Origin of the sequence: Vreelandella massiliensis (genome assembly GCF_900155385.1) — a bacterium.
In the GTDB taxonomy this organism is placed as follows: Bacteria; Pseudomonadota; Gammaproteobacteria; order Pseudomonadales; family Halomonadaceae; genus Vreelandella; species Vreelandella massiliensis.
This window is the reverse complement of the sequence record NZ_LT699744.1, coordinates 947,617-965,813: the sequence shown is the minus strand read 5'-3', so window position 1 is coordinate 965,813 and position 18,197 is coordinate 947,617. Positions and strand designations below refer to the sequence as shown.

The window sequence follows — 18,197 nt, the reverse complement described above, 5'->3', positions numbered from 1 at the left end:
GCAAATGTCAGCGACCGCTGCGGCGGCTCTTGAGCGTCTCTTCGCGCTCAGTATCGACCCACCAAGCATCGAAATCCATGGCATATTGCGGTAACGGTTCGGGATACTCAAATTTATCCCATACGGCGATACGCGTTTCGCCCGAGTGGTAGTGGGGTATGACATAAAACCCCCAGCGCAGCACGCGGTCAAGGGCGTGAGTGGCGGTATTAAGCGCCTCCCGGTCGCTAGCGCTAATGATCTTTTCTACTAGGTGATCCACCGCGGGGTGAGAAAGCCCCATGAGGTTGCGGCTTTGGGGTTGCTTTGCCGCCTCGCTGGTCCAGTAATCCCGTTGCTCATTGCCCGGGTTATTTGACTGCGGGAACTGGCCGATGACCATGTCGAAATCAAAACTGCGTAGACGGTTGAGGTACTGGTTGATATCGACGATGCGCAGCGAGGTTGTCACGCCCAGGCGGGCCATATTGCGCAGCATCGGTTGGACGACGCGTTCAAGTCCCGAGTCGTAAAGCAACACTTCAAGCGAAAGAGGTTCGCCACTCTCCTGGTGGACCAAACGTTGCCCCTCTACGTGATAGCCGGCTTCCCGCAGCAGTGTCAGCGCGCGGCGTAGCCGCTCGCGAAACGCTTGGGGCTGCTCGATGGGTAGCGGTTGGGTGAAAAGCTTATCGGAGCCGTGGGAATCGATTAGCTCTTCGCGAAAGGGGGCCAGCAACGCGCGCTCGGCGTCGCTAGGTAAGCCGGTGGCTTCCATTTCAGAGTTTTGGAAAAAGCTCTCGGTGCGCTGGTAGGCGCCGTAGAAGATGTTGGTGTTTAGCCAGGGAAAATCAAATGTCAGACTCAGCGCTTCGCGCACCTTTGGGTCGGCGAACTTCTCCTTGCGCAAGTTATAAATGAAAGCTTGCATGGTAGAAGGGCTGACATCGGGAATGGTGATGCGCTCGATCAGGCCGTCGTGGTAGGCAGGGAAGTCATAGCCAATGGCCCAGGTGGCGGCGCGAGCGTCAATGCGAAAGTCCACGAGGCCCGCCTTGAACGCCTCCCAGGCGATGTCGCGATCGCGGTAGTAGTCATAGATCAAGTGATCCATGTTAAAGCGCCCGACGTTGACCGGGAGGTCTTTCCCCCAGTAGTGATCATCGCGCTTAAAGCCGATACGCCGCCCCGGGTCAACGGTCTCGATGCGGTACGGACCCGAGCCGGGATGTTTATCCAGCGTCGGGGCGGTGAAGTCGCGCGACTCCCAGTAGTGGCGCGGCAAGATGGGGATTTGCGCGACAATCAAGGGAAGCTCGCGGGAGTCGGTATCGTTTAAGCGAAAACGCACCCGATGGTCATCAAGGGCAACGGCGTCCTCCACGCCGGCGTAGTAGTTGCGGTAGAAAGGATTGCCCTCCTCGCGGAGTATATCGAGGCTGAAAACGACATCGTCCGCGGTCACCGGTTCGCCATCGTGAAAGCGTGCCTCGGGGCGGAGGTCGAATTCGATCCATTTTCGCTCCGGGTCAAGGCGGACACCGCTCGCCAGCAGCCCATAAAGGCTAAAAGGCTCATTGGGGTTGCTCACCATCAGCGTGTCGTAGATCTGCGCTATTCCGCTTGCCGGGGTGCCGCGAATAATAAACGGATTGGTGGAGTCGAAGCTGCCGCCGGCGGCGGTGCGGGTCATGCTTCCCCCTGGCGGGGCGTCGGGGTTGACGTGGGGGAAGTGAGTGAAGTCTTCGGGCAGTGCCGGCGTGTCGTAAAGGGCGAGCGCGTGGCGGGTTTCGACGCTGTCCTCGTGATCGGTAAGGTCGGCCAGCGCAGGCTTGAGGCCCCATAAGCTGACCAACAGCACGCCAATTTGCCACCATCGGTGTGATTTAACTGGCCTAACGAACGACGCGCTAAGAGTCTGTTTCATGCGTTTCCCGTTACCTGAGCGGCTTTACACCTAAGACTTAAGTGTCTTCTGAAAGTGTCAAAAGCTGCCCCGGTTGTAAAGCATCAGGGCGCTTGATCGCGTTTAAACGCACGATCTGCTGCGGGCTTAGGTTATATCGGGCCGCGATGGTGGAGAGATTGTCGCCTTGTACCACACGGTAGGTATCTGGGGCGGTAGCAACGCTCTGCTCGCTCTGGGTGTCGCCCTGGGATAGCTTGGCGATGACCTCTTGGCTCGCTTCGTTGGGCACTAACAGCGTTTGCGCGCTGCGCGGGTCGATGGCACCGTTAAGAAGCCCGGGATTGAGTTCGGTGAGCGCCGACTGCTCCACGTCTAAAAGGCGCGACGCTTCGCGCAGCGTGAGCGGGTGTTGCAGTTTTACCTTGGCAAAGGCGGGCTCTAGCGCTATCTCAGGCAGGCTGACGTTGTAGCGCTCGGGGTCGGCGATAATGGCGGCAATGGCGTGAAGCTTAGGCACGTATTGCATGGTTTCATTGGGTAAGCGCAGATCCCAGTACTCGCCGCGCTTGCCTTGGCGCTGGGCGTTGCGCACTGCTCGGTTAACCGTGCCGGCACCGGCATTGTAAGCCGCGAGTGAAAGCGCAATATCGCCTTCATACCATTGGTCGGCCTGCATCTCAATATAATCCAGCGCGGCTTGTGTCGATCTCACCACGTCTAAACGCCCATCGTAATGGCCATTTCGCACCAAGCCCAGGGCATCCCCTGTTCCCGGCATGAATTGCCATAGCCCTGCAGCGCCTCGGTGGCTACGCGCACTGGGGTCAAAGGAACTCTCGATAAAGGGGATTAGCGCGATTTCACCGGGAAGATTGCGCGCACCGATTTGCTGGATGATCCAGGCTAGCCAAGGCGCTGCGCGCTGGGTAATGGTGGCGATGTTCTCGGGGCTAGAACGGTAATACTCAATCCACTTGTCGACGCGCGCCTGGGCGTGCGAGGAGAGAGACAGCTCTTGCCACTCAAAACTGTTACGCAACTGGCTCCACGCATTTTGCGGTTGCAGCGCTAGCGCGTCCCAAAAGTGGGAGGTGCCTGCAGAAGAGGGTGCTCCAGCGGGGGGGGGCGACTTTGCTGAGAAAGTTGAATCAGGCGCTGAAGCGAAAGTTTGTGTGGAAGCGCAAAGTAAAAGGGCGGCGATGACACTGCCGCCGGCGCTTAAAGACAAGCGTTGACGAAGGGTGCGATGGGTCATAAGCGTTGTGAGTCTTCGATAGTTGACTAAAAACGGTTTTTCCACTCGCGCAGAGTGGTAAACGTTGCGAGGTCATCATCGGCTGACCCTTCGTTGCTTGCTGCTTGGCGCACACTTGAGGTGCTTACGCGCAAATAAGGGTTGATGTTCAGCTCGCGTCCTATCGTGCTAGGTAGCGTGGGTCGCTCCAGCGCACGCGCTTTTTCGCACTCCTGAAGTGCGTGCTTGACCTCTTCGTTTTCCGGGTCGGCTTCACGCGCAAAGCGTAAATTGGCCTGGGTATACTCATGCCCGGCAAAGACAAGCGTATCTTCGGGCAGGGCGGCAAGGCGTTTAAGCGAGGCGTGCATCTGCTCGGGCGTGCCTTCAAACAGGCGACCGCAGCCAGCGCAAAAGAGGGTATCGCCACAAAAAAGCAGCGGCGGTATCCCTGCGGTGAAAAAACTAATATGGTCTAGGGTATGCCCCGGCGTTGCCATGACGTCAAACAAACGCCCCATGACGCGGATCTCGTCCCCTTCGCCTACCGGCTCGCTGATCCCTTTGATCGACGGATTGTCGGGGCCAATCACACGGGGAGAGTAGCGCTTGATCAGTTGATCAAGTCCGTCCGTATGGTCAGGGTGATGATGGGTGATCAATACGGCTTCCAGGGTCAGCGATTCGCGCTCTAAGAGCTCGATCACCGGGGCCGCTTCACCGGGATCCACGACGCAAACGCTGGGGCTGGCATCTTGTCGTAGCAACCAAATATAGTTGTCGCTTAAGGCGGGAATGGGTGTCACGCTCAGCATGCGAGGATCCTTTAGATCTGGGTATTGACGACGTCAAAAAGCCGTTACTTTGGAGGTACACGCTGTTTATGTCAAATTCCCCCACGGCTGATGCACTAAAGGAGCGGCTCGTACGGAGCCAGCGCTTTTGGACGTCTAGTGCCGGTAAAGCGTTGAATGACGCACAGCGTGCTTGCCTTGGCCCGGTGGCTGAAGAGCACAGCAGAGGGCACTGCCTGGAGATGAGCATGAGCCCCGCGTTGCTGGATGGGAGCGCCGCGTCGCATACGATTGAGTGGGTGCCCACGCGCGACCAAGCGCAGCGGCCGACGAGCCTTATCTGCCCGCCGAGCGAGCTGGCGCTGCCGGATGCTTGTTTGGAAATGACTATTATTCACCACTGGTTAGAGCATCTACCAAACGCAGAGCAAACCCTGCACGAAGCCGCAAGGGTGACGGCGGACCACGGTATTTTGATCATTTTTGGCTTTAACCCGCTCAGCGTTCATCACCTTACACGGCGGTTTGTACCGGGTCGCTGGGGCAAAAGTGGGAGCCACACGCAACGCCACCCGGTATCACGCCTGACTGAATGGCTGGCATTTGTCGACTTTACCGTGGAGCGCGTAGACTATTGCGGCTTTCACTGCCCTCTTTTTTGTTCGACAAAAAAGCCACGTTGTCGTGAAGTATTGGAAGCGTGGGGGCGACGACTCAATGTGCCGGTCGGCGAGAGTTATGTGCTTCAAGCCCAGCGTAAGCAACCCCAATCCCCGTCTCAGCGGGTAAAATTTGGCGCGACGCCCAGCACTGCATCGCACTCACTGGGGCTTGCGCGCGGTAACAGTTCGGCAGCGTAGCGTGTCGGTCAAAAGCCGGATCAGCACAAAAAGTCCCGGTACAAGCCGGGTAATCACGACGAGGAAACCAAGCGTTGAGTAACGAAGCAGAGCAGCGCCGGCCGCATGTGACGGTGTACACCGATGGCGCTTGCCGAGGGAACCCGGGTCCTGGCGGGTGGGGCGTGGTGTTACAAAGCGGGCAGCATGAAAAAACGCTGTATGGCTACGAAACGCTAACCACCAATAACCGCATGGAACTCATGGCCGCCATTATGGCACTGCGCACGCTGAATCAGTCCTGCGAGGTGGCACTGTGGACCGATTCGCAGTACGTGCGCCAAGGGATCACGCAGTGGATTCATAATTGGTTAAAGCGCGGCTGGAAAACCGCCGCCAAACAGCCGGTGAAAAATGCCGAGCTGTGGCAGGCACTGCACGAAGAAACCCAGCGTCACCAAATCCAGTGGCACTGGGTGAAAGGTCACAGCGGGCATCCGGGTAATGAGAAAGCGGATGCGCTCGCCAATACCGCCATTGACGAGCACATTGAAAGGAGAGCCTGATGCGCCAAATAGTGCTCGATACTGAGACAACGGGTATCGACCCCAAACAAGGGCATCGGTTGGTCGAGATCGGTGCGATTGAGATGGTGAATCGCCGCTTTACCGGGCGAACTTACCACCAATATATTAACCCAGAGCGGCACATCGATGCCGAGGTGGTGGCCGTCCACGGCATTGATGATGAGCGCGTGGCTAACGAGCCGGTCTTTGCCGAAGTGGCCGATGCGTTTTGGGAGTTTATCCAAGGGGCGGAGCTTGTGATTCATAACGCGGCGTTTGACGTCGGCTTTATCGATCACGAGCTTGCCATGCTCAACCAGAAGCGTGGCTCACCGGTGCTCGGCCCGGTAGCTGATTACTGCGGCATTCTCGATACCCTGGACATGGCGCGGCAGAAACATCCTGGCCAGCGCAACAACCTTGATGCGTTGTGCAAACGCTACGATATCGATAACGGTCATCGCGTTCTGCACGGGGCGTTGCTGGATGCCGAGATTCTAGCCGAGGTTTATCTCTCGATGACCGGGGGGCAAACCGCGCTCACGCTGGATTCAGGCAGCCAACATAGCGATGAAAGCAGTGGGGCTCACCAAGGTCTTTCCATTCAGCGTTTAGCGCTAACGCCGGGGCAGTTGCGCGTTATCCGCCCAAGCGAGGCGGAGCAAAAAGCCCACATCGCCAAGTGCGAAGCGCACCAACTGCGTTGGCCTGAGGATGCCCATGCTTAAACGCGATATCCCCACGCAGGAAAGTGCCGGTCGCGTTATCGTGTTAGCCAAGAGCAAGCTGGCGCCCGCTGTTTTACCCACTCACGGTGAGCCACATACACCGCTACAGCCTTGGCAACCTTGGGATGCCAGCATGCAGCCACTTTGCTACTGGGATGACGAGCCGGTGGCGCTCAAAGTAGTTACGCGGCCGGAAGAGGGGTGGATCGACGGTCGACAGTGGATGGCCGAGCTACCCAGCCGGTGGTTTAGTTTGCTTTCAACCGCTCTTCAGGTGGGGGCGTGGTTAGAGAATCACCGCTTCTGCGGCCGCTGTGGTGCGCACGCCACCCGGCTTGAAGCCGAGTTTGCCATGCACTGCCACGCCTGCGGCCATCGCAATTATCCGCGTATTTCGCCGTGTATTATCACGCTGGTGACTTGTGGTGAGTCGTTGTTGTTGGCACGCAGCCCGCGTTTTCCACCGGGGCGTTACTCCACCCTTGCGGGCTTTATCGAGCCCGGCGAATCGGCCGAAGAGGCCGTTCACCGCGAGGTATTTGAAGAGGTCGGCGTGCATATTGATCAGCTGCGCTACTATCAGAGCCAGGCGTGGCCTTTTCCCCATTCGTTGATGCTGGGGTTTTTTGCCGAAGCGACCACCAAGCGCATCCGCATTGATGGCGTTGAAATCGCGGATGCCGCCTGGTTCTCGCCGCGTAAGCTTCCCGCCTTACCGCCACCGTACTCCATCTCCCGCGAGCTTATCGAAGTGCATCTTGAAAAGTGGCAGCAATAAGCATAGGCACAAGTAGCTGGAAAACGGCGCCCGTTTAGGCTCTCTCGGCGCCGTGAGTTCGCTAGGGGATGGCCCGACTTGGGCGTCAGGTTTAGCGGCTAGGGAAGAGCGATGTCAGCTTGGTAGCGAGCATGACGTTGCCCGTGGCTTTGAGCTTACCCGTCATAAATGCCGTCATACCGTTAATCTCACCGCTCATGATGCCTTTGAGCGTGTCGGTGGTCAGGCTTAGGCTGACCGAAGGGTCATCGTGTTCACCTTCCTGAATATCGAGATTGCCGTCGTCGATATGCAAGTAGTAATCACCGGCATCGGAAAAGTGAAACTGAAAAACCTCGTTCATGCCTTTTGCCGCTTCGGGGTTAAACCGGCTTTTTAGCTTTTCTAGCGTGGTTGATGACATGGGTAGTGCATCCTTTGATGTAGAGTCGCTGATGATGAGGGTATTTCAAACATATGTTTTAATCAAGTGTGGATCACCTCCAGCTTAAGAAAGGTCATAAAATAGTGGCCATGACTCAATGAGGAGATAGCCTGTGAGCGAGTGGATAATCGAGCAAGGAACCTTTTTGCTCCAAACGTTAGTGGTGGTGGGATTAATCGGTATCGCTGTGGTGCTGGTGATGCGGGCGAAAGAGGGGGCGGATCAAGCCTTCACGCTGCGCATTGATACACTGAATGATCAGCGCCGCTACCGTCGGCGGCGGTTGAAAATGGCCGCCTCCGCGCCGAATCAACGCAAAAAACTCATGAAGGCTTTTCGCCGGGACGATAAAACGCGGGAAAAAAACGCGTCAAAAAAGAGTGACGAGGGCGATCATCAGCGCGTCTGGGTGCTGGATTTTCATGGCGATATCAGAGCCTCCGCGACCGAGCACTTTGCCGAGGAAGTCTCTGCGATTATCGATGTGGCAGAGGCCAACGATGAAGTCGTGGTGCGCTTGGAGTCGGGAGGTGGGCTCGTGCATGCATACGGGCTGGCGGCCGCTCAGGTCGATCGATTGAGAGACGCGGGTCTAAAGACCACGGTATGTATCGATAAGGTGGCGGCAAGCGGCGGCTACCTGATGGCGTGCAGCGCCACCCATATTAAAGCGGCGCCTTTCGCCGTGATCGGCTCGATTGGCGTGGTCGCGCAAGTGCCCAATATCCATCGGCTACTGAAGCGCCATGATATCGATGTCGAGCTTTTAACCGCGGGCAAGTACAAGCGCACATTGACCGTGTTGGGCGAAAACACCGAGGAAGGGCGCGAGAAATTTATGGATGACCTGGAAAATACGCACCGGCTTTTTAAAGCGCATGTGGCCGAGCGTCGTCCGCAAATGGATATTGATACTCTCGCGACCGGAGAGATCTGGTACGGCAGTGAAGCGGTAGAACTCAAACTGATCGACAGCGTGCAAACCAGTGAAGCTTACCTATTTGAGCGGATGCAGAAGGCTAAGGTAATGAGCGTTGCGTTGGAGCCGCCGCAAACCTTAAGCCGAAAGCTAGGGCAAGCGGTCTCCCATGGCATTGAGCGGGCGGGTGTAAAAACGCTGGGCGTGTTGGAAGCATCACGCTGGTACAAGCAATAAGCGGTATGACAGGCCTGAATGAAACGTAGCCACTAGCGGCAAAACCTTGTCGCTAGTGTTTCGACAATGGCTTTTGCTCCGTCGCTTGTCAGCGAGTAGTAAATGGTTTGCGATTCACGCCGCGTATTGACCAGGTTCTCGCGGCGTAAAATGGCAAGATGCTGCGAAAGCGCTGACTGACTCAGCGCTAACTGCTGGTTTATCTGTGTCACCGACAGCTCCTTCTCTAACAGTAGACACACGATTTGCAGCCTTTTTTCATTCGCCATGGCTTTCAATAACGACGTAGCCTGCTCAATGGCACGGCCATTATGGGCCAGCAAATCAGTGGCGGCGCTATGGGAAGGGGGCATGGGATTCTCCTGGCCTAGGCGATACAACGCGCTCTTTTATGTCTTATGTTAACGGTTATGTAATGTTCGGTAATTTAGCAAGCCTTGTCCAAACGGCTGGTTAACGGTTAATCAATGGTAGTGAAACGCATGTTTGTTGACAATGTGTGTGATTTTGTACGTCTTTAGTCGCCATTTAGCCCATAGTATGACGGCTTTTTCCCCGTTTCCTTTATAAAGTGTCAACAATTACATCAACGCTGCCATTTATGTGGCGCCTTCACCGTAGACCAGCACTGACAGATAGGGCACCTATGAGCCGTTATCAACAAGAATTTCAGCAAGCAACGCAGCAGCCGGAAGCGTTCTGGGCGGAGCAAGCCAAGCGCATCCCATGGTTTACCCAGCCGTCGACGATTCTGTCCTACGACGACCAGCAGCACGCGCGCTGGTTCGACGATGGTGAAATGAACATTTGCCACGCAGCACTTGACTACCACGTGGAGCAAGGGCGTGGCGAGCAGCCGGCGGTCTACTGGGACTCGCCGGTCACCGATAAAAAAGCCACCATTACCTTTGCGGAAATGCGTGATCGGGTTGCTTACTTTGCCGGTGCCCTGCAAGAGCTTGGCGTTGAGAAGGGCGATCGTGTGGTCATCTATATGCCCATGATTCCCGAAGCGCTAGTGGCGATGTATGCCTGCGCGCGCCTTGGAGCGATTCATTCGGTGGTGTTTGGCGGCTTTGCGCCTCACGAACTGGCCGTGCGCATTGATGATGCAAAACCGAAAGTCGTGGTCGCTGCCTCTTGCGGCGTCGAAGTGAATAAAGTCCTGCCTTATAAACCCATTATTGACCAAGCGATTGAGCAGAGCGAACACAAGCCTGAAGCGTGTGTGGTCTATCAGCGTGAAGAGCAGCGTGCAGAGCTAAAGGAAGGCGATCACGATTGGGCAGCGCTGGTCGAAAAAGCACCCTACACTGATTGCGTCCCGGTAAAGGGCACCGACCCGCTCTACGTGCTTTATACCTCCGGCACCACGGGTAAACCCAAAGGAGTGGTGCGGGATACGGCCGGCTATGCCGTCGCGCTGGCGTACTCGATGGAGGTTATTTACGACGTCGAGCCGGGCGATGTGTTCTTCTCCGCGTCCGATGTTGGCTGGGTCGTGGGTCACTCCTATATCGTTTATGCGCCTCTGCTGCGCGGCTGCACCACGGTGGTGTACGAAGGTAAACCGGTCAAAACGCCGGATGCCGGCGCTTTCTGGCGGCTGATTGAAGAGTATAGGGTAAAAAGCTTCTTTACCGCGCCGACTGCCTTCAGGGCGATCAAAAAAGAAGATCCCGATGCCAAGCTGCTAGAACAGTACGATATCAGCAGTTTGAAAAACCTCTATTTGGCGGGGGAGCGACTCGATCCGCCCACGTTCCACTGGTTGGATGATCTGCTCGATGTGCCGGTGATTGATCACTGGTGGCAAACCGAAACCGGCTGGCCCATCGCCGCTAACCTACCGGGTCTTGAGCCGATGCCAACCAAAGCCGGCTCGGCGACCGTGCCTGTGCCGGGCTTTAACGTGCAAATTCTCGACCGGGACGGCGAACAGACGGGACCCATGGAGCAGGGCAGCGTGGTGATTAAACAGCCAATGCCGCCGGGCTGCTTGGTCGGCGTATGGGGCGATCCTCAGCGCTTCCATAGCGCCTACATGGCAGCGTTTCCTGGTTACTACTTAACCGGTGATGGTGGCTACATCGATGAAGACGGTTACCTCTTCATCATGGGGCGCACGGATGATGTGATCAACGTTGCCGGGCATCGCCTCTCTACCGGTGAGATGGAGGAAGTAGTGGGTGCCCATCCTGCGGTGGCGGAGTGCGCGGTGATTGGTATTCACGATGAGCTAAAAGGGCAGCTCCCGGTTGGGCTGGTGATCCCCAAAGACGGTTTTGACGGTGACGAAGCCACGCTGGAGAGTGAGCTGATTGCACGGGTTCGCGATCAAATTGGCCCGATTGCTTGCTTCAAGCAGGTACTGGTCGTGAGCCGATTGCCTAAAACGCGCTCCGGTAAAATTTTGCGTAAGCTTTTGCGCAACATTGCCGACGGTAAAGAGTTTGGTGTGCCATCGACCATTGACGACCCTACCAGCTTGGAGGATGTGCACGGCGCTATGCGTGATCGCGCGGTTGGGGCGTCGGATAAAGCTACACCGGTATAAAGCCCGCTTTGATGCGCTACGAAGCCGCCGATGTTCTCGGCGGCTTTTTTATACCGTTATCGTTCAATCTTTGCCAATTCCACATAAAAACCTTGGTTCTACGAAAGGTGGAATCCAAAAGAGAGGTGCGTATAATGCCCGCGCTGCCTGTTTTGGGCGCAGAGGGTTCCCTTACCCCTCTTTCACTTAACCAAAAAGGATACCCCACCTATGTTCGCGTTAACCGACGCTCAGTACCGTCGCTGCCTTCTCGTAATGGTAGCGTTTCATATCGGCATCATCGCCGCGAGTAACTACTTGGTTCAGCTGCCGTTTACGCTTTTCGGTTGGCATACCACCTGGGGAGCTTTCAGCTTTCCGTTTATCTTTCTCGCCACGGATTTAACCGTTCGGCTCTTTGGTAAAGAGCCTGCTCGCGCCATTATTGTGCGTGTCATGCTGCCTGCGTTGGTCATTTCGTATCTGATTTCCGTTATTTTTCCCCGTGGCGAATATGTGGGTTTAGCCGGCCTCGGTGAAGTGAACCTATTTGTTGCCCGCATCGCCATTGCCAGCTTTTTAGCCTACGTGCTGGGTCAACTGTTGGATGTGCAAGTATTTGACCGCTTGCGCCAGTGGAGCTGGTGGGTAGCGCCTGTATGTTCAACCATTGTGGGCAATTTCGCCGATACGCTAGCGTTTTTCTCGGCGGCGTTTTATCAAAGCCCGGATCCTTTCATGGCGGCCAATTGGGTGGAGATAGCACTGGTGGATTACGTGATTAAACTCGGCATTAGCCTGCTGTTTTTCTTGCCCTTATACGGCGTGCTGTTGGCATGGTTAACGCGCCGCTTAGTGGTGTGGACAGGGCATCGCGACGCTGAGCCGCGCCCTGCTGTGTCATAATCAGGTCATGGCCAAGCAATAAGCCTTGGCCAACATGAGTCTAAAAGCGAAGATGCCAGGAGTTTTTATGTCTAACGCTTCCCCCGTTGAACTGCACTATCTGGATGCCGGACCTGCCGAGAGGGACTCAGCGGCGAGTGACGCTTTGCCCTTAGTAGTGATCCACGGCTTGTTGGGCAGTGCGGATAACTGGCGCTCGCACCTGAAAGTATGGCAATCACAACGCCGTGTGATCGCTGTGGATTTGCGTAATCATGGCCGCTCACCCCACGCAAAGGGAATGGCCTACGTAACCTTGAGCGACGATGTGCTCGCGCTCTTGGATCGTCTCGGAGTGGAGCGAGCCCATATCCTGGGCCATTCCATGGGGGGGAAAGTGGCGATTAGCCTGGCGCGTTTAGCACCCGAGCGCGTCGCTTCGCTCCTGGTAGCCGATATCGCTCCCGTTGCCTATCGGCATGGGCACGATGATGTGTTTGCCGCACTGCGCGAAGTGGAACGCGGCCATCCGCAAAATCGACGTGAGGCGGATGAATTGCTGGCAAAGCACGTCGACCACCGCCCCACGCGGCTTTTTTTGGCCACCAACCTGGAGCGGCGTGAAAGTGAAAAGGGGAGCGTGCTGGCGCTACGTATCGGGCTGGATGCCATCATGGCAGGGTATGACGATGTGATCGGCGAGCCGGCGGCAGGTGAAAATCCCTATGAGGGGCCAACGCTGGTATTGAGAGGGGAAGATTCCCACTATGTCAGCGATGACATGCTGCCCACCCTTCGCGCAGTGCTGCCCCAAGCGCGGGTAGTGACGTTGAAAAACGCTGGACACTGGCTGCATGCCGACCAACCCGCAGCATTTCAAAAAGCAGTGGAAGCATTTCTGGCGTCGCAGTCTAAATAGGCGTTAGTGATCCATTAGGCGGGATCCGACAGCGTCACTACCTCTAAGGCGTGTGAAGCTGGGTCGCGCAAGAAGCGGGTCAGAATGCGATAGGCATCTAAGTCAAAGGCAGCGCTGCTTGTGGTCAATTCGTCGGCGGCAGTTTCACTCTCTGCCGTGCCTAAGTAGCGCCACTGATTGACGACGTGATACGCGACCTGTTGGCTGTGTGGGTGGCGCTCTTTAATGGCAATGCGCCCCGGCCAAGGCCAGGCGCTAACCTGTAGCTGCGCGAGTGCGTTTTGGGCGCGCCGAGTGTGCTCTGCCAGTGTCTCTTGGCCGCAACATGCCCCGCGGCACTTGCCGATCTGGTAAGCGAAGCACCGACCTTGGCCCTTTTCCAGGCCCAAAACCAGGGGGCATAGTCGCTCTTCTTCGGCGATCTGTCTTAGTGCGCTTTTGGCATCGCGGGCGGAACGGAAAAGCCCGTATAGGTTGACCTTTACAAGCTCAATGGCGTTGGCGTCGAGCAAGGTGGGCTGTGTGGCTCCTTCCGGCCAGTGCCAAGCGGTGAGCCGGCGCTGTTTGCGCAATCGGCGGTTCATAATCGGCATCAAGGTTTTTACCAGCTGCGCTTCGCGCAGTTGTGCACCAAGGTCCCCCGCGGTTTCTTCCCACTCCACGCGCTGCACCTGCTGCGCGAGGCGCATCTCTTTATCGTCTTGGTGGTCGCGCTGAAAATGGCCGAGCACACGGCTACGCAGGTTGATGCTTTTTCCTACGTAAAGGGGGAGGTCGTTATGGCCGTAAAAAAGATATACCCCGGGTGTTTTGGGTAGCTGCTCTAGTCGTTCCAAGTCGAGGTGGGCGGGAAGACTGCGGTGGCGCTTCTCGGTGGCGAGTAGCTGTTCCCACTCCTCAAGCGAGTGCTGCGCTTGCCAGGTTTGCCATAGCGACCACAAAGCTTCAACGTCATCCCCCGCGCGGTGGTGACGTATCGCCGAAATACCATGACGGGCCAGTAGTGCTGGCAGGTTATGCTTACGCTCTTGGGGCGCAATGCGACGTGATAAGCGTAGTGTGCATAAAAGCGGAGAGCGGTAATCCAGCCCGGCACGTTTGAACTCATTGCGTAGAAAACCAAAGTCAAAGCGCGCATTGTGAGCGACCAGCGGGGCGTTACCGAGCCACTCATAAAGCGAAGACGCGATATCGACAAAACGCGGAGCATCGCTGAGCATGGCGTCACTGATGCCCGTCAACTGGGTGATATTGAAGGGAACTCGCTCCTCGGGATAAATAAGGCTTGTCCAGCGGTCAACGATATCGCCCTCAACCACTTTGAGCGCTGCGATTTCGGTGATGCGATCGCGCGTGGCCCGTGTGCCGGTGGTTTCGACGTCGACAAAAATCAGGGTAGAAGAGGTCATGTCAGCGTTTATGCGGGTCGATGGCTAATTGTTCAACCTCCAATGGAGCATCGCTGATACCCCGCTGATGAAGATACTCCTCAAAGGCGCGGTAACGGCGGGTATCCACGGCGGCAGGCGTTAATGCCGTGCGTCGCAGCAAATCCTCCCAGGCATTGGCATTAATGCTGTTATCAAGCACCGGGTAGGCCTCGATTAATGTCTCCCAGGCAAGACTTGGGTTGTCGATCATCCAGTGCGCGGCTTCTTCAAGCGCGATGACAAAGCCTCTCCAGGTGTCGGCGCGCTTGGTGATCGAGTGACTGTTGGCCATTACGATCAGGCCATCATGGCGAGGTATGGAGAGCGCTGAAAAAGGAATGACCTTGGCTTCGATACCTTCAGTGGCAAGCTGTGCGGGGAGAGTGAGATAGAAGCCATCAGCGACCGCCTGAACTTGCTGCGAGCTGAGCGCACGCGCGGCGTCGAAATGCAGGCTTTCGGGCGTAAGGGGGTCGTCGGTTTGAGGAAGGCTACTAGGCACGAGTTCAGGAATAATCAATTGCTCGCCTTCGCGGGTAGTAAAGCCGAAATGTAGCGTTTCAATGGCCGCCACGTTATCGCGAGAGTTGCCGTTATCCAAGTGTTTCTCGGTGGTGATGATGGCATTTAAGGGCGTTTCAATTAGCGTGGCGATGCGAGTCAGCGCCGCACCCTGATGGGCGCTCAAGTGCAGAAGGCTCTGGCGTCCTAGGGCGAGGTCGATTTCGCCAGCAGCGAGAAGCTTAGTGGGTAGCGAAGGATCGCCGGGCGCCTGCCACTGCACTTCCAGCCCTTGCTGCTGAAAAAGGCCTCGCGCTTTGGCCAGCAAAATGGGGGCGTGTTGTGGGCTCAAAAACCAGTCTAACATCAAGGTGACGGTTTCAAGTGGTGGGGCCGCGAGCGGCTCAGGGGGGGCGATTGCCATTGTGGGGGCGTCATCCTCCCCTTTTTCCACCTGCCAGAGCCCCTCCGGAAGTTGGACATCCGATTCCAGCGAGGGTGTGTCTGGCTCTTCCGCGCTGACCACGGTGGTCAGCGCGATAGACAGCAGAGCAATAAAAAACAGCACAATAAAAGTGGGTACGGTGCGCAAACAGCATCGTAGCATAATGAGTACTCCAAGAATTATCGCGTTGAGTTTATCCGCATCGCAAACAGACTGGCTAGTCTCCCCCTCAACGCGGCATTTCAGTATCGCTTCAGTAAATTCGGCCCTCGCGTGTAATAATGCAGGGGTATTGAGCTGAGATGGGGAATCATGGACGCACTGTATACCTTCTTTCTGCTCGGCGGTTCGTTAATGGCGCTGAGCATTTTAGCCAGCCGTTTATCGTCGCTCATGGGCGTGCCGCTGCTGCTGATCTTTTTGGGCTTGGGGATGCTCGCCGGGGAAGAGGGCATTCTCGGCATCGTGTTTGATGATTACTCGATGGCTTTTGTCATCGGCCATCTCGCGCTGGCGATGATTCTTTTGGATGGTGGCTTGCGCACGCGGCTAAAAACGTTCCGCGTCGGGTTTAAGCCAGCGCTCTCACTGGCCACGTTAGGGGTGTTTCTCACCAGTGCGATTGTCGGGATGATCGCGACCTGGATGTTCAACCTGACGCTGGTGCAGGGGCTTTTGGTGGGGGCCATTGTCGGTTCTACCGACGCGGCGGCGGTTTTCTCCATGCTAAGCGGCCGTGGCGTGAACTTAAATGAGCGCGTGGGCGCGACGCTTGAAATTGAGTCGGGTACCAACGACCCGATGGCGATTTTTCTCACTCTAATGCTTGTCGAGCTACTCGTGGGTGAGCTCGGTGGTTGGCAAGAAACGCTGCTCTTTTTCGTTTCCCAGTTTGGGGTGGGGCTTGTAATAGGGGTTGGCGGCGGTTGGGCAAGCGCCAAACTGCTGCGCTGGCTGGATTTGGCTCCAGGGCTCTATTCGATGCTGGCGCTGGCCTTGGGGTTCAGTGTTTTTGGCCTGACAAGCGTCCTGGGGGGAAGTGGCTTTTTAGCCATTTACTTGGCTGGCCTAATGATTGGTAATCAGCCGGGTCGACATTTGAACTTTATCTTACCGGTACACGATGGTTTGGCCTGGCTGAGCCAAATTGGCTTGTTCCTGGTGCTCGGGCTTTTGGTAACCCCCAGCGAGCTCTGGGAGGTAGCACTGCCGGCCTCAGTCGTTGCGCTGGCGCTCATTTTCCTGGCCCGCCCCCTTGCGGTGTTGATCACCATTAAGCCATTTTTCAAGTTCCGCTGGCGAGAAACCTTCTTCATCGCCTGGGTGGGGCTGCGTGGGGCAGTGCCGATCGTACTAGCGATTTTTCCTGTGATTGGGGGAGTAGAGAACGCTTCGCTCTATTTTAATATCGCTTTTGCGGTGGTGCTCATGTCGCTGTTGATACAGGGCGGATCGCTGGCGTGGATGGCACACTGGATGCGAGTGGAAGTGCCAACCGGCACGACCCCCAATCGCCGTGGCCCGCTTGGCATAATGCCTGAAAATGATTTTGAGATGTTCGTTTATGAAGTGGAGAACCAAGACCTGGAGGATGTTCCCATCCGGCTTTTACGCTTCCCTTCAGGGGCGCTAATCTCTGCTCTTTTTCGTAATCATGTCATGTTGCACCCCAAAGGGAGTACACGGCTTAGATTAGGCGACGTTATCTGTGTGATCGGACGTACCGAAGACCTCCCGGCGCTTAATCGTTTGTTCAACGGAGACGCCAGGTTAAAGCAAGAGCGCGCTTTTTTTGGCACGTTTACGTTAGACGGCAGTGCGCGAATGCAGGATATTGCCCAAGCCTATGGCTTAACCTTAAGCCAAGGCGAGCAGGACATGACGCTAGAGGAGTTCATTGCCTTGCGTGTGGGTGGGCACCCAGTAGTGGGCGATGACATCGATTGGCACGGCATTCATTGGGTCGTAAGCGACATGGAAGGGGGTAAAATCACCCGGGTAGGCCTACGGCTTTATTAATTACGAAACCCGCAAATACTCAACAACCCCAGGTGTTGCTGGGGCTTGAGTGCTGTTAATAAAAACGAAAAAGGGGAATCAGCTAAATAACTGATTCCCCTTTAAATCTTGGCGGAGGGACAGGGATTCGAACCCTGGAAGGGCTATTAACCCTTGCCGGTTTTCAAGACCGGTGCATTCAACCGCTCTGCCATCCCTCCGACTTGGCTGCGTATACTACCAGCTTTTCCTTAGAAGTCAACGCGCTCTACTGAAAAGTCGCTAAGCCGTAGCGCTAGCCGGCTAGTCGCTGAATGCCCATCCAAAGAAGGCGCAGCGCTAAAAGCGTCAATACGCCTTTGAACAAGGCATCGAAACGAAGCTCAGACAGGTGGTGGAGCAGGCGAACGCCGATCCATGTGCCAACAAACCCGCACGCGATCATAGCAAAAAGCAAGCCCAACCAATCATGAAAGAGAAACCCTGCTAAGCCAAAGACAAACACTTTGGTGAGGTGTTGAAGTGACATGCAGGCAGAAAAGGTCGCGACCTTGTTTAAGCGGTACGCTTGGCTCTGCTTGATAAAAGCAGACACCATAGGCCCGCTAGCTCCAATAAGACTGGACAAAAACGTTGTGGTGGCGCCCGCTACGACCGTACCGGTAAAACCCAGTGCGTGTTTGGGGAGCGGGGGCCCCCAGCAGGAGTAGAGCACAAAAGCTGCTATGCAAAGCTCGAGTATACCGGCGGGCAGGCGAATGAGTAGCCAAGTGGCGGCGATCGCCCCAATTACAATACCGGGAAGAAAAGCCGCGATCGTTCGGCGATCAATATATCGCCACGTTAACGCCGTTCGGCCTACATTGGAGCCCAGTTGCACCATGCCATGAACGGGAATAAGGGCGGCGGCTGGCATTACCTGGGCCATCGCCATGATCATCAAAAGTCCACCGCCGACGCCAACGGCAGCGGTAATGGCCGACGTTAGCGCGGAGATAATGATCAGTAAGGCATTAATGCCGCCGGGCAGTGGGGAGAGGGAGTCAAGCAGTGCGGTCATCGTGTGGCCAAACAGA

General features: G+C 56.2%; 17 protein-coding genes and 1 tRNA gene. 9 read left to right on the top strand and 9 right to left on the bottom strand.

Going from position 1 to position 18,197, the window contains the following annotated elements:
* Positions 1–7: 7 nt before the first annotated feature.
* From BQ9846_RS04460 to gloB, 3 genes are read right to left on the bottom strand one after another with little or no spacing between them, the layout of a single operon-like run.
* Positions 8–1,906, bottom strand: a complete 1,899-nt coding sequence (locus BQ9846_RS04460) for an extracellular solute-binding protein (RefSeq protein WP_083651461.1) — start codon at positions 1,904–1,906, stop codon at positions 8–10.
* Between the two features lie 37 nt (positions 1,907–1,943).
* The gene (locus BQ9846_RS04455; RefSeq protein WP_075879386.1) at positions 1,944–3,143 is read right to left on the bottom strand and encodes a transglycosylase SLT domain-containing protein; all 1,200 of its coding nucleotides are present in this window, start codon (positions 3,141–3,143) and stop codon (positions 1,944–1,946) included.
* Between the two features lie 26 nt (positions 3,144–3,169).
* The gene (gloB, locus tag BQ9846_RS04450; protein ID WP_075879385.1) at positions 3,170–3,937 is read right to left on the bottom strand and encodes a hydroxyacylglutathione hydrolase; all 768 of its coding nucleotides are present in this window, start codon (positions 3,935–3,937) and stop codon (positions 3,170–3,172) included.
* 227 nt (positions 3,938–4,164) lie between these two features.
* On the opposite strand from gloB, the gene BQ9846_RS04445 reads away from it, so the two are divergent.
* The 4 genes from BQ9846_RS04445 to nudC all read left to right on the top strand — a co-directional run bounded on the left by BQ9846_RS04445 (position 4,165) and on the right by nudC (position 6,827).
* Positions 4,165–4,776, top strand: coding sequence for a class I SAM-dependent methyltransferase (locus BQ9846_RS04445; protein ID WP_235818902.1), 612 nt, complete (start codon positions 4,165–4,167; stop codon positions 4,774–4,776).
* 74 nt (positions 4,777–4,850) lie between these two features.
* Entirely contained in the window at positions 4,851–5,321 is a 471-nt protein-coding gene (rnhA, locus tag BQ9846_RS04440; protein WP_075879383.1) for a ribonuclease HI, read from the top strand.
* Entirely contained in the window at positions 5,321–6,049 is a 729-nt protein-coding gene (gene dnaQ / locus BQ9846_RS04435) for a DNA polymerase III subunit epsilon (RefSeq protein ID WP_075879382.1), read from the top strand. Before rnhA ends, dnaQ begins: the two co-directional genes overlap by 1 nt.
* Positions 6,042–6,827 (top strand): NAD(+) diphosphatase, encoded by a 786-nt coding sequence (nudC, locus tag BQ9846_RS04430; RefSeq protein WP_075879381.1) that lies wholly within the window; start codon positions 6,042–6,044, stop codon positions 6,825–6,827. The genes dnaQ and nudC overlap by 8 nt, the downstream gene beginning before the upstream one ends.
* Before the next feature lie 91 nt (positions 6,828–6,918).
* Here the strand turns inward: nudC and BQ9846_RS04425 are convergent, their stop codons facing one another.
* The gene (locus BQ9846_RS04425) at positions 6,919–7,230 is read right to left on the bottom strand and encodes an SCP2 sterol-binding domain-containing protein (protein ID WP_075879380.1); all 312 of its coding nucleotides are present in this window, start codon (positions 7,228–7,230) and stop codon (positions 6,919–6,921) included.
* Positions 7,231–7,363: 133 nt separating this feature from the next.
* On the opposite strand from BQ9846_RS04425, the gene sohB reads away from it, so the two are divergent.
* On the top strand, positions 7,364–8,407 hold the full coding sequence (gene sohB, locus BQ9846_RS04420) for a protease SohB (RefSeq protein ID WP_075879379.1): 1,044 nt from the start codon (positions 7,364–7,366) through the stop codon (positions 8,405–8,407).
* Positions 8,408–8,439: 32 nt separating this feature from the next.
* Here sohB and BQ9846_RS04415 read toward each other — a convergent pair whose 3' ends face one another.
* Positions 8,440–8,760 (bottom strand): ArsR/SmtB family transcription factor, encoded by a 321-nt coding sequence (locus tag BQ9846_RS04415; RefSeq protein WP_075879378.1) that lies wholly within the window; start codon positions 8,758–8,760, stop codon positions 8,440–8,442.
* A gap of 293 nt (positions 8,761–9,053) precedes the next feature.
* Between BQ9846_RS04415 and BQ9846_RS04410 the strand changes: the two genes are divergently transcribed.
* The 3 genes from BQ9846_RS04410 to BQ9846_RS04400 all read left to right on the top strand — a co-directional run bounded on the left by BQ9846_RS04410 (position 9,054) and on the right by BQ9846_RS04400 (position 12,747).
* Positions 9,054–10,964 (top strand): propionyl-CoA synthetase, encoded by a 1,911-nt coding sequence (locus BQ9846_RS04410; protein WP_075879377.1) that lies wholly within the window; start codon positions 9,054–9,056, stop codon positions 10,962–10,964.
* 210 nt (positions 10,965–11,174) lie between these two features.
* Positions 11,175–11,849: a 7-cyano-7-deazaguanine/7-aminomethyl-7-deazaguanine transporter gene (locus BQ9846_RS04405; protein ID WP_075879376.1), complete on the top strand. Its 675-nt coding sequence runs from the start codon at positions 11,175–11,177 to the stop codon at positions 11,847–11,849.
* A gap of 67 nt (positions 11,850–11,916) precedes the next feature.
* The gene (locus BQ9846_RS04400) at positions 11,917–12,747 is read left to right on the top strand and encodes an alpha/beta fold hydrolase (protein ID WP_075879375.1); all 831 of its coding nucleotides are present in this window, start codon (positions 11,917–11,919) and stop codon (positions 12,745–12,747) included.
* Between the two features lie 14 nt (positions 12,748–12,761).
* Here BQ9846_RS04400 and BQ9846_RS04395 read toward each other — a convergent pair whose 3' ends face one another.
* Both BQ9846_RS04395 and BQ9846_RS04390 read right to left on the bottom strand, forming a co-directional pair.
* Positions 12,762–14,156, bottom strand: coding sequence for a 3'-5' exonuclease family protein (locus tag BQ9846_RS04395; RefSeq protein WP_075879374.1), 1,395 nt, complete (start codon positions 14,154–14,156; stop codon positions 12,762–12,764).
* Between the two features lies 1 nt (position 14,157).
* Positions 14,158–15,285, bottom strand: a complete 1,128-nt coding sequence (locus tag BQ9846_RS04390) for an ABC transporter substrate-binding protein (RefSeq protein WP_075879373.1) — start codon at positions 15,283–15,285, stop codon at positions 14,158–14,160.
* A 150-nt stretch (positions 15,286–15,435) separates the two neighbouring features.
* Here BQ9846_RS04390 and BQ9846_RS04385 point away from each other — a divergent pair, with 150 nt between their 5' ends.
* A complete protein-coding gene (locus BQ9846_RS04385) occupies positions 15,436–17,142 on the top strand; it encodes a potassium/proton antiporter (protein ID WP_075879372.1) in 1,707 nt (568 codons plus the stop codon).
* A 109-nt stretch (positions 17,143–17,251) separates the two neighbouring features.
* Here BQ9846_RS04385 and BQ9846_RS04380 read toward each other — a convergent pair.
* Positions 17,252–17,342, bottom strand: a tRNA-Ser gene (locus tag BQ9846_RS04380).
* Positions 17,343–17,416: 74 nt separating this feature from the next.
* Positions 17,417–18,181: a sulfite exporter TauE/SafE family protein gene (locus BQ9846_RS04375; RefSeq protein ID WP_075879371.1), complete on the bottom strand. Its 765-nt coding sequence runs from the start codon at positions 18,179–18,181 to the stop codon at positions 17,417–17,419.
* Positions 18,182–18,197: the final 16 nt, after the last annotated feature.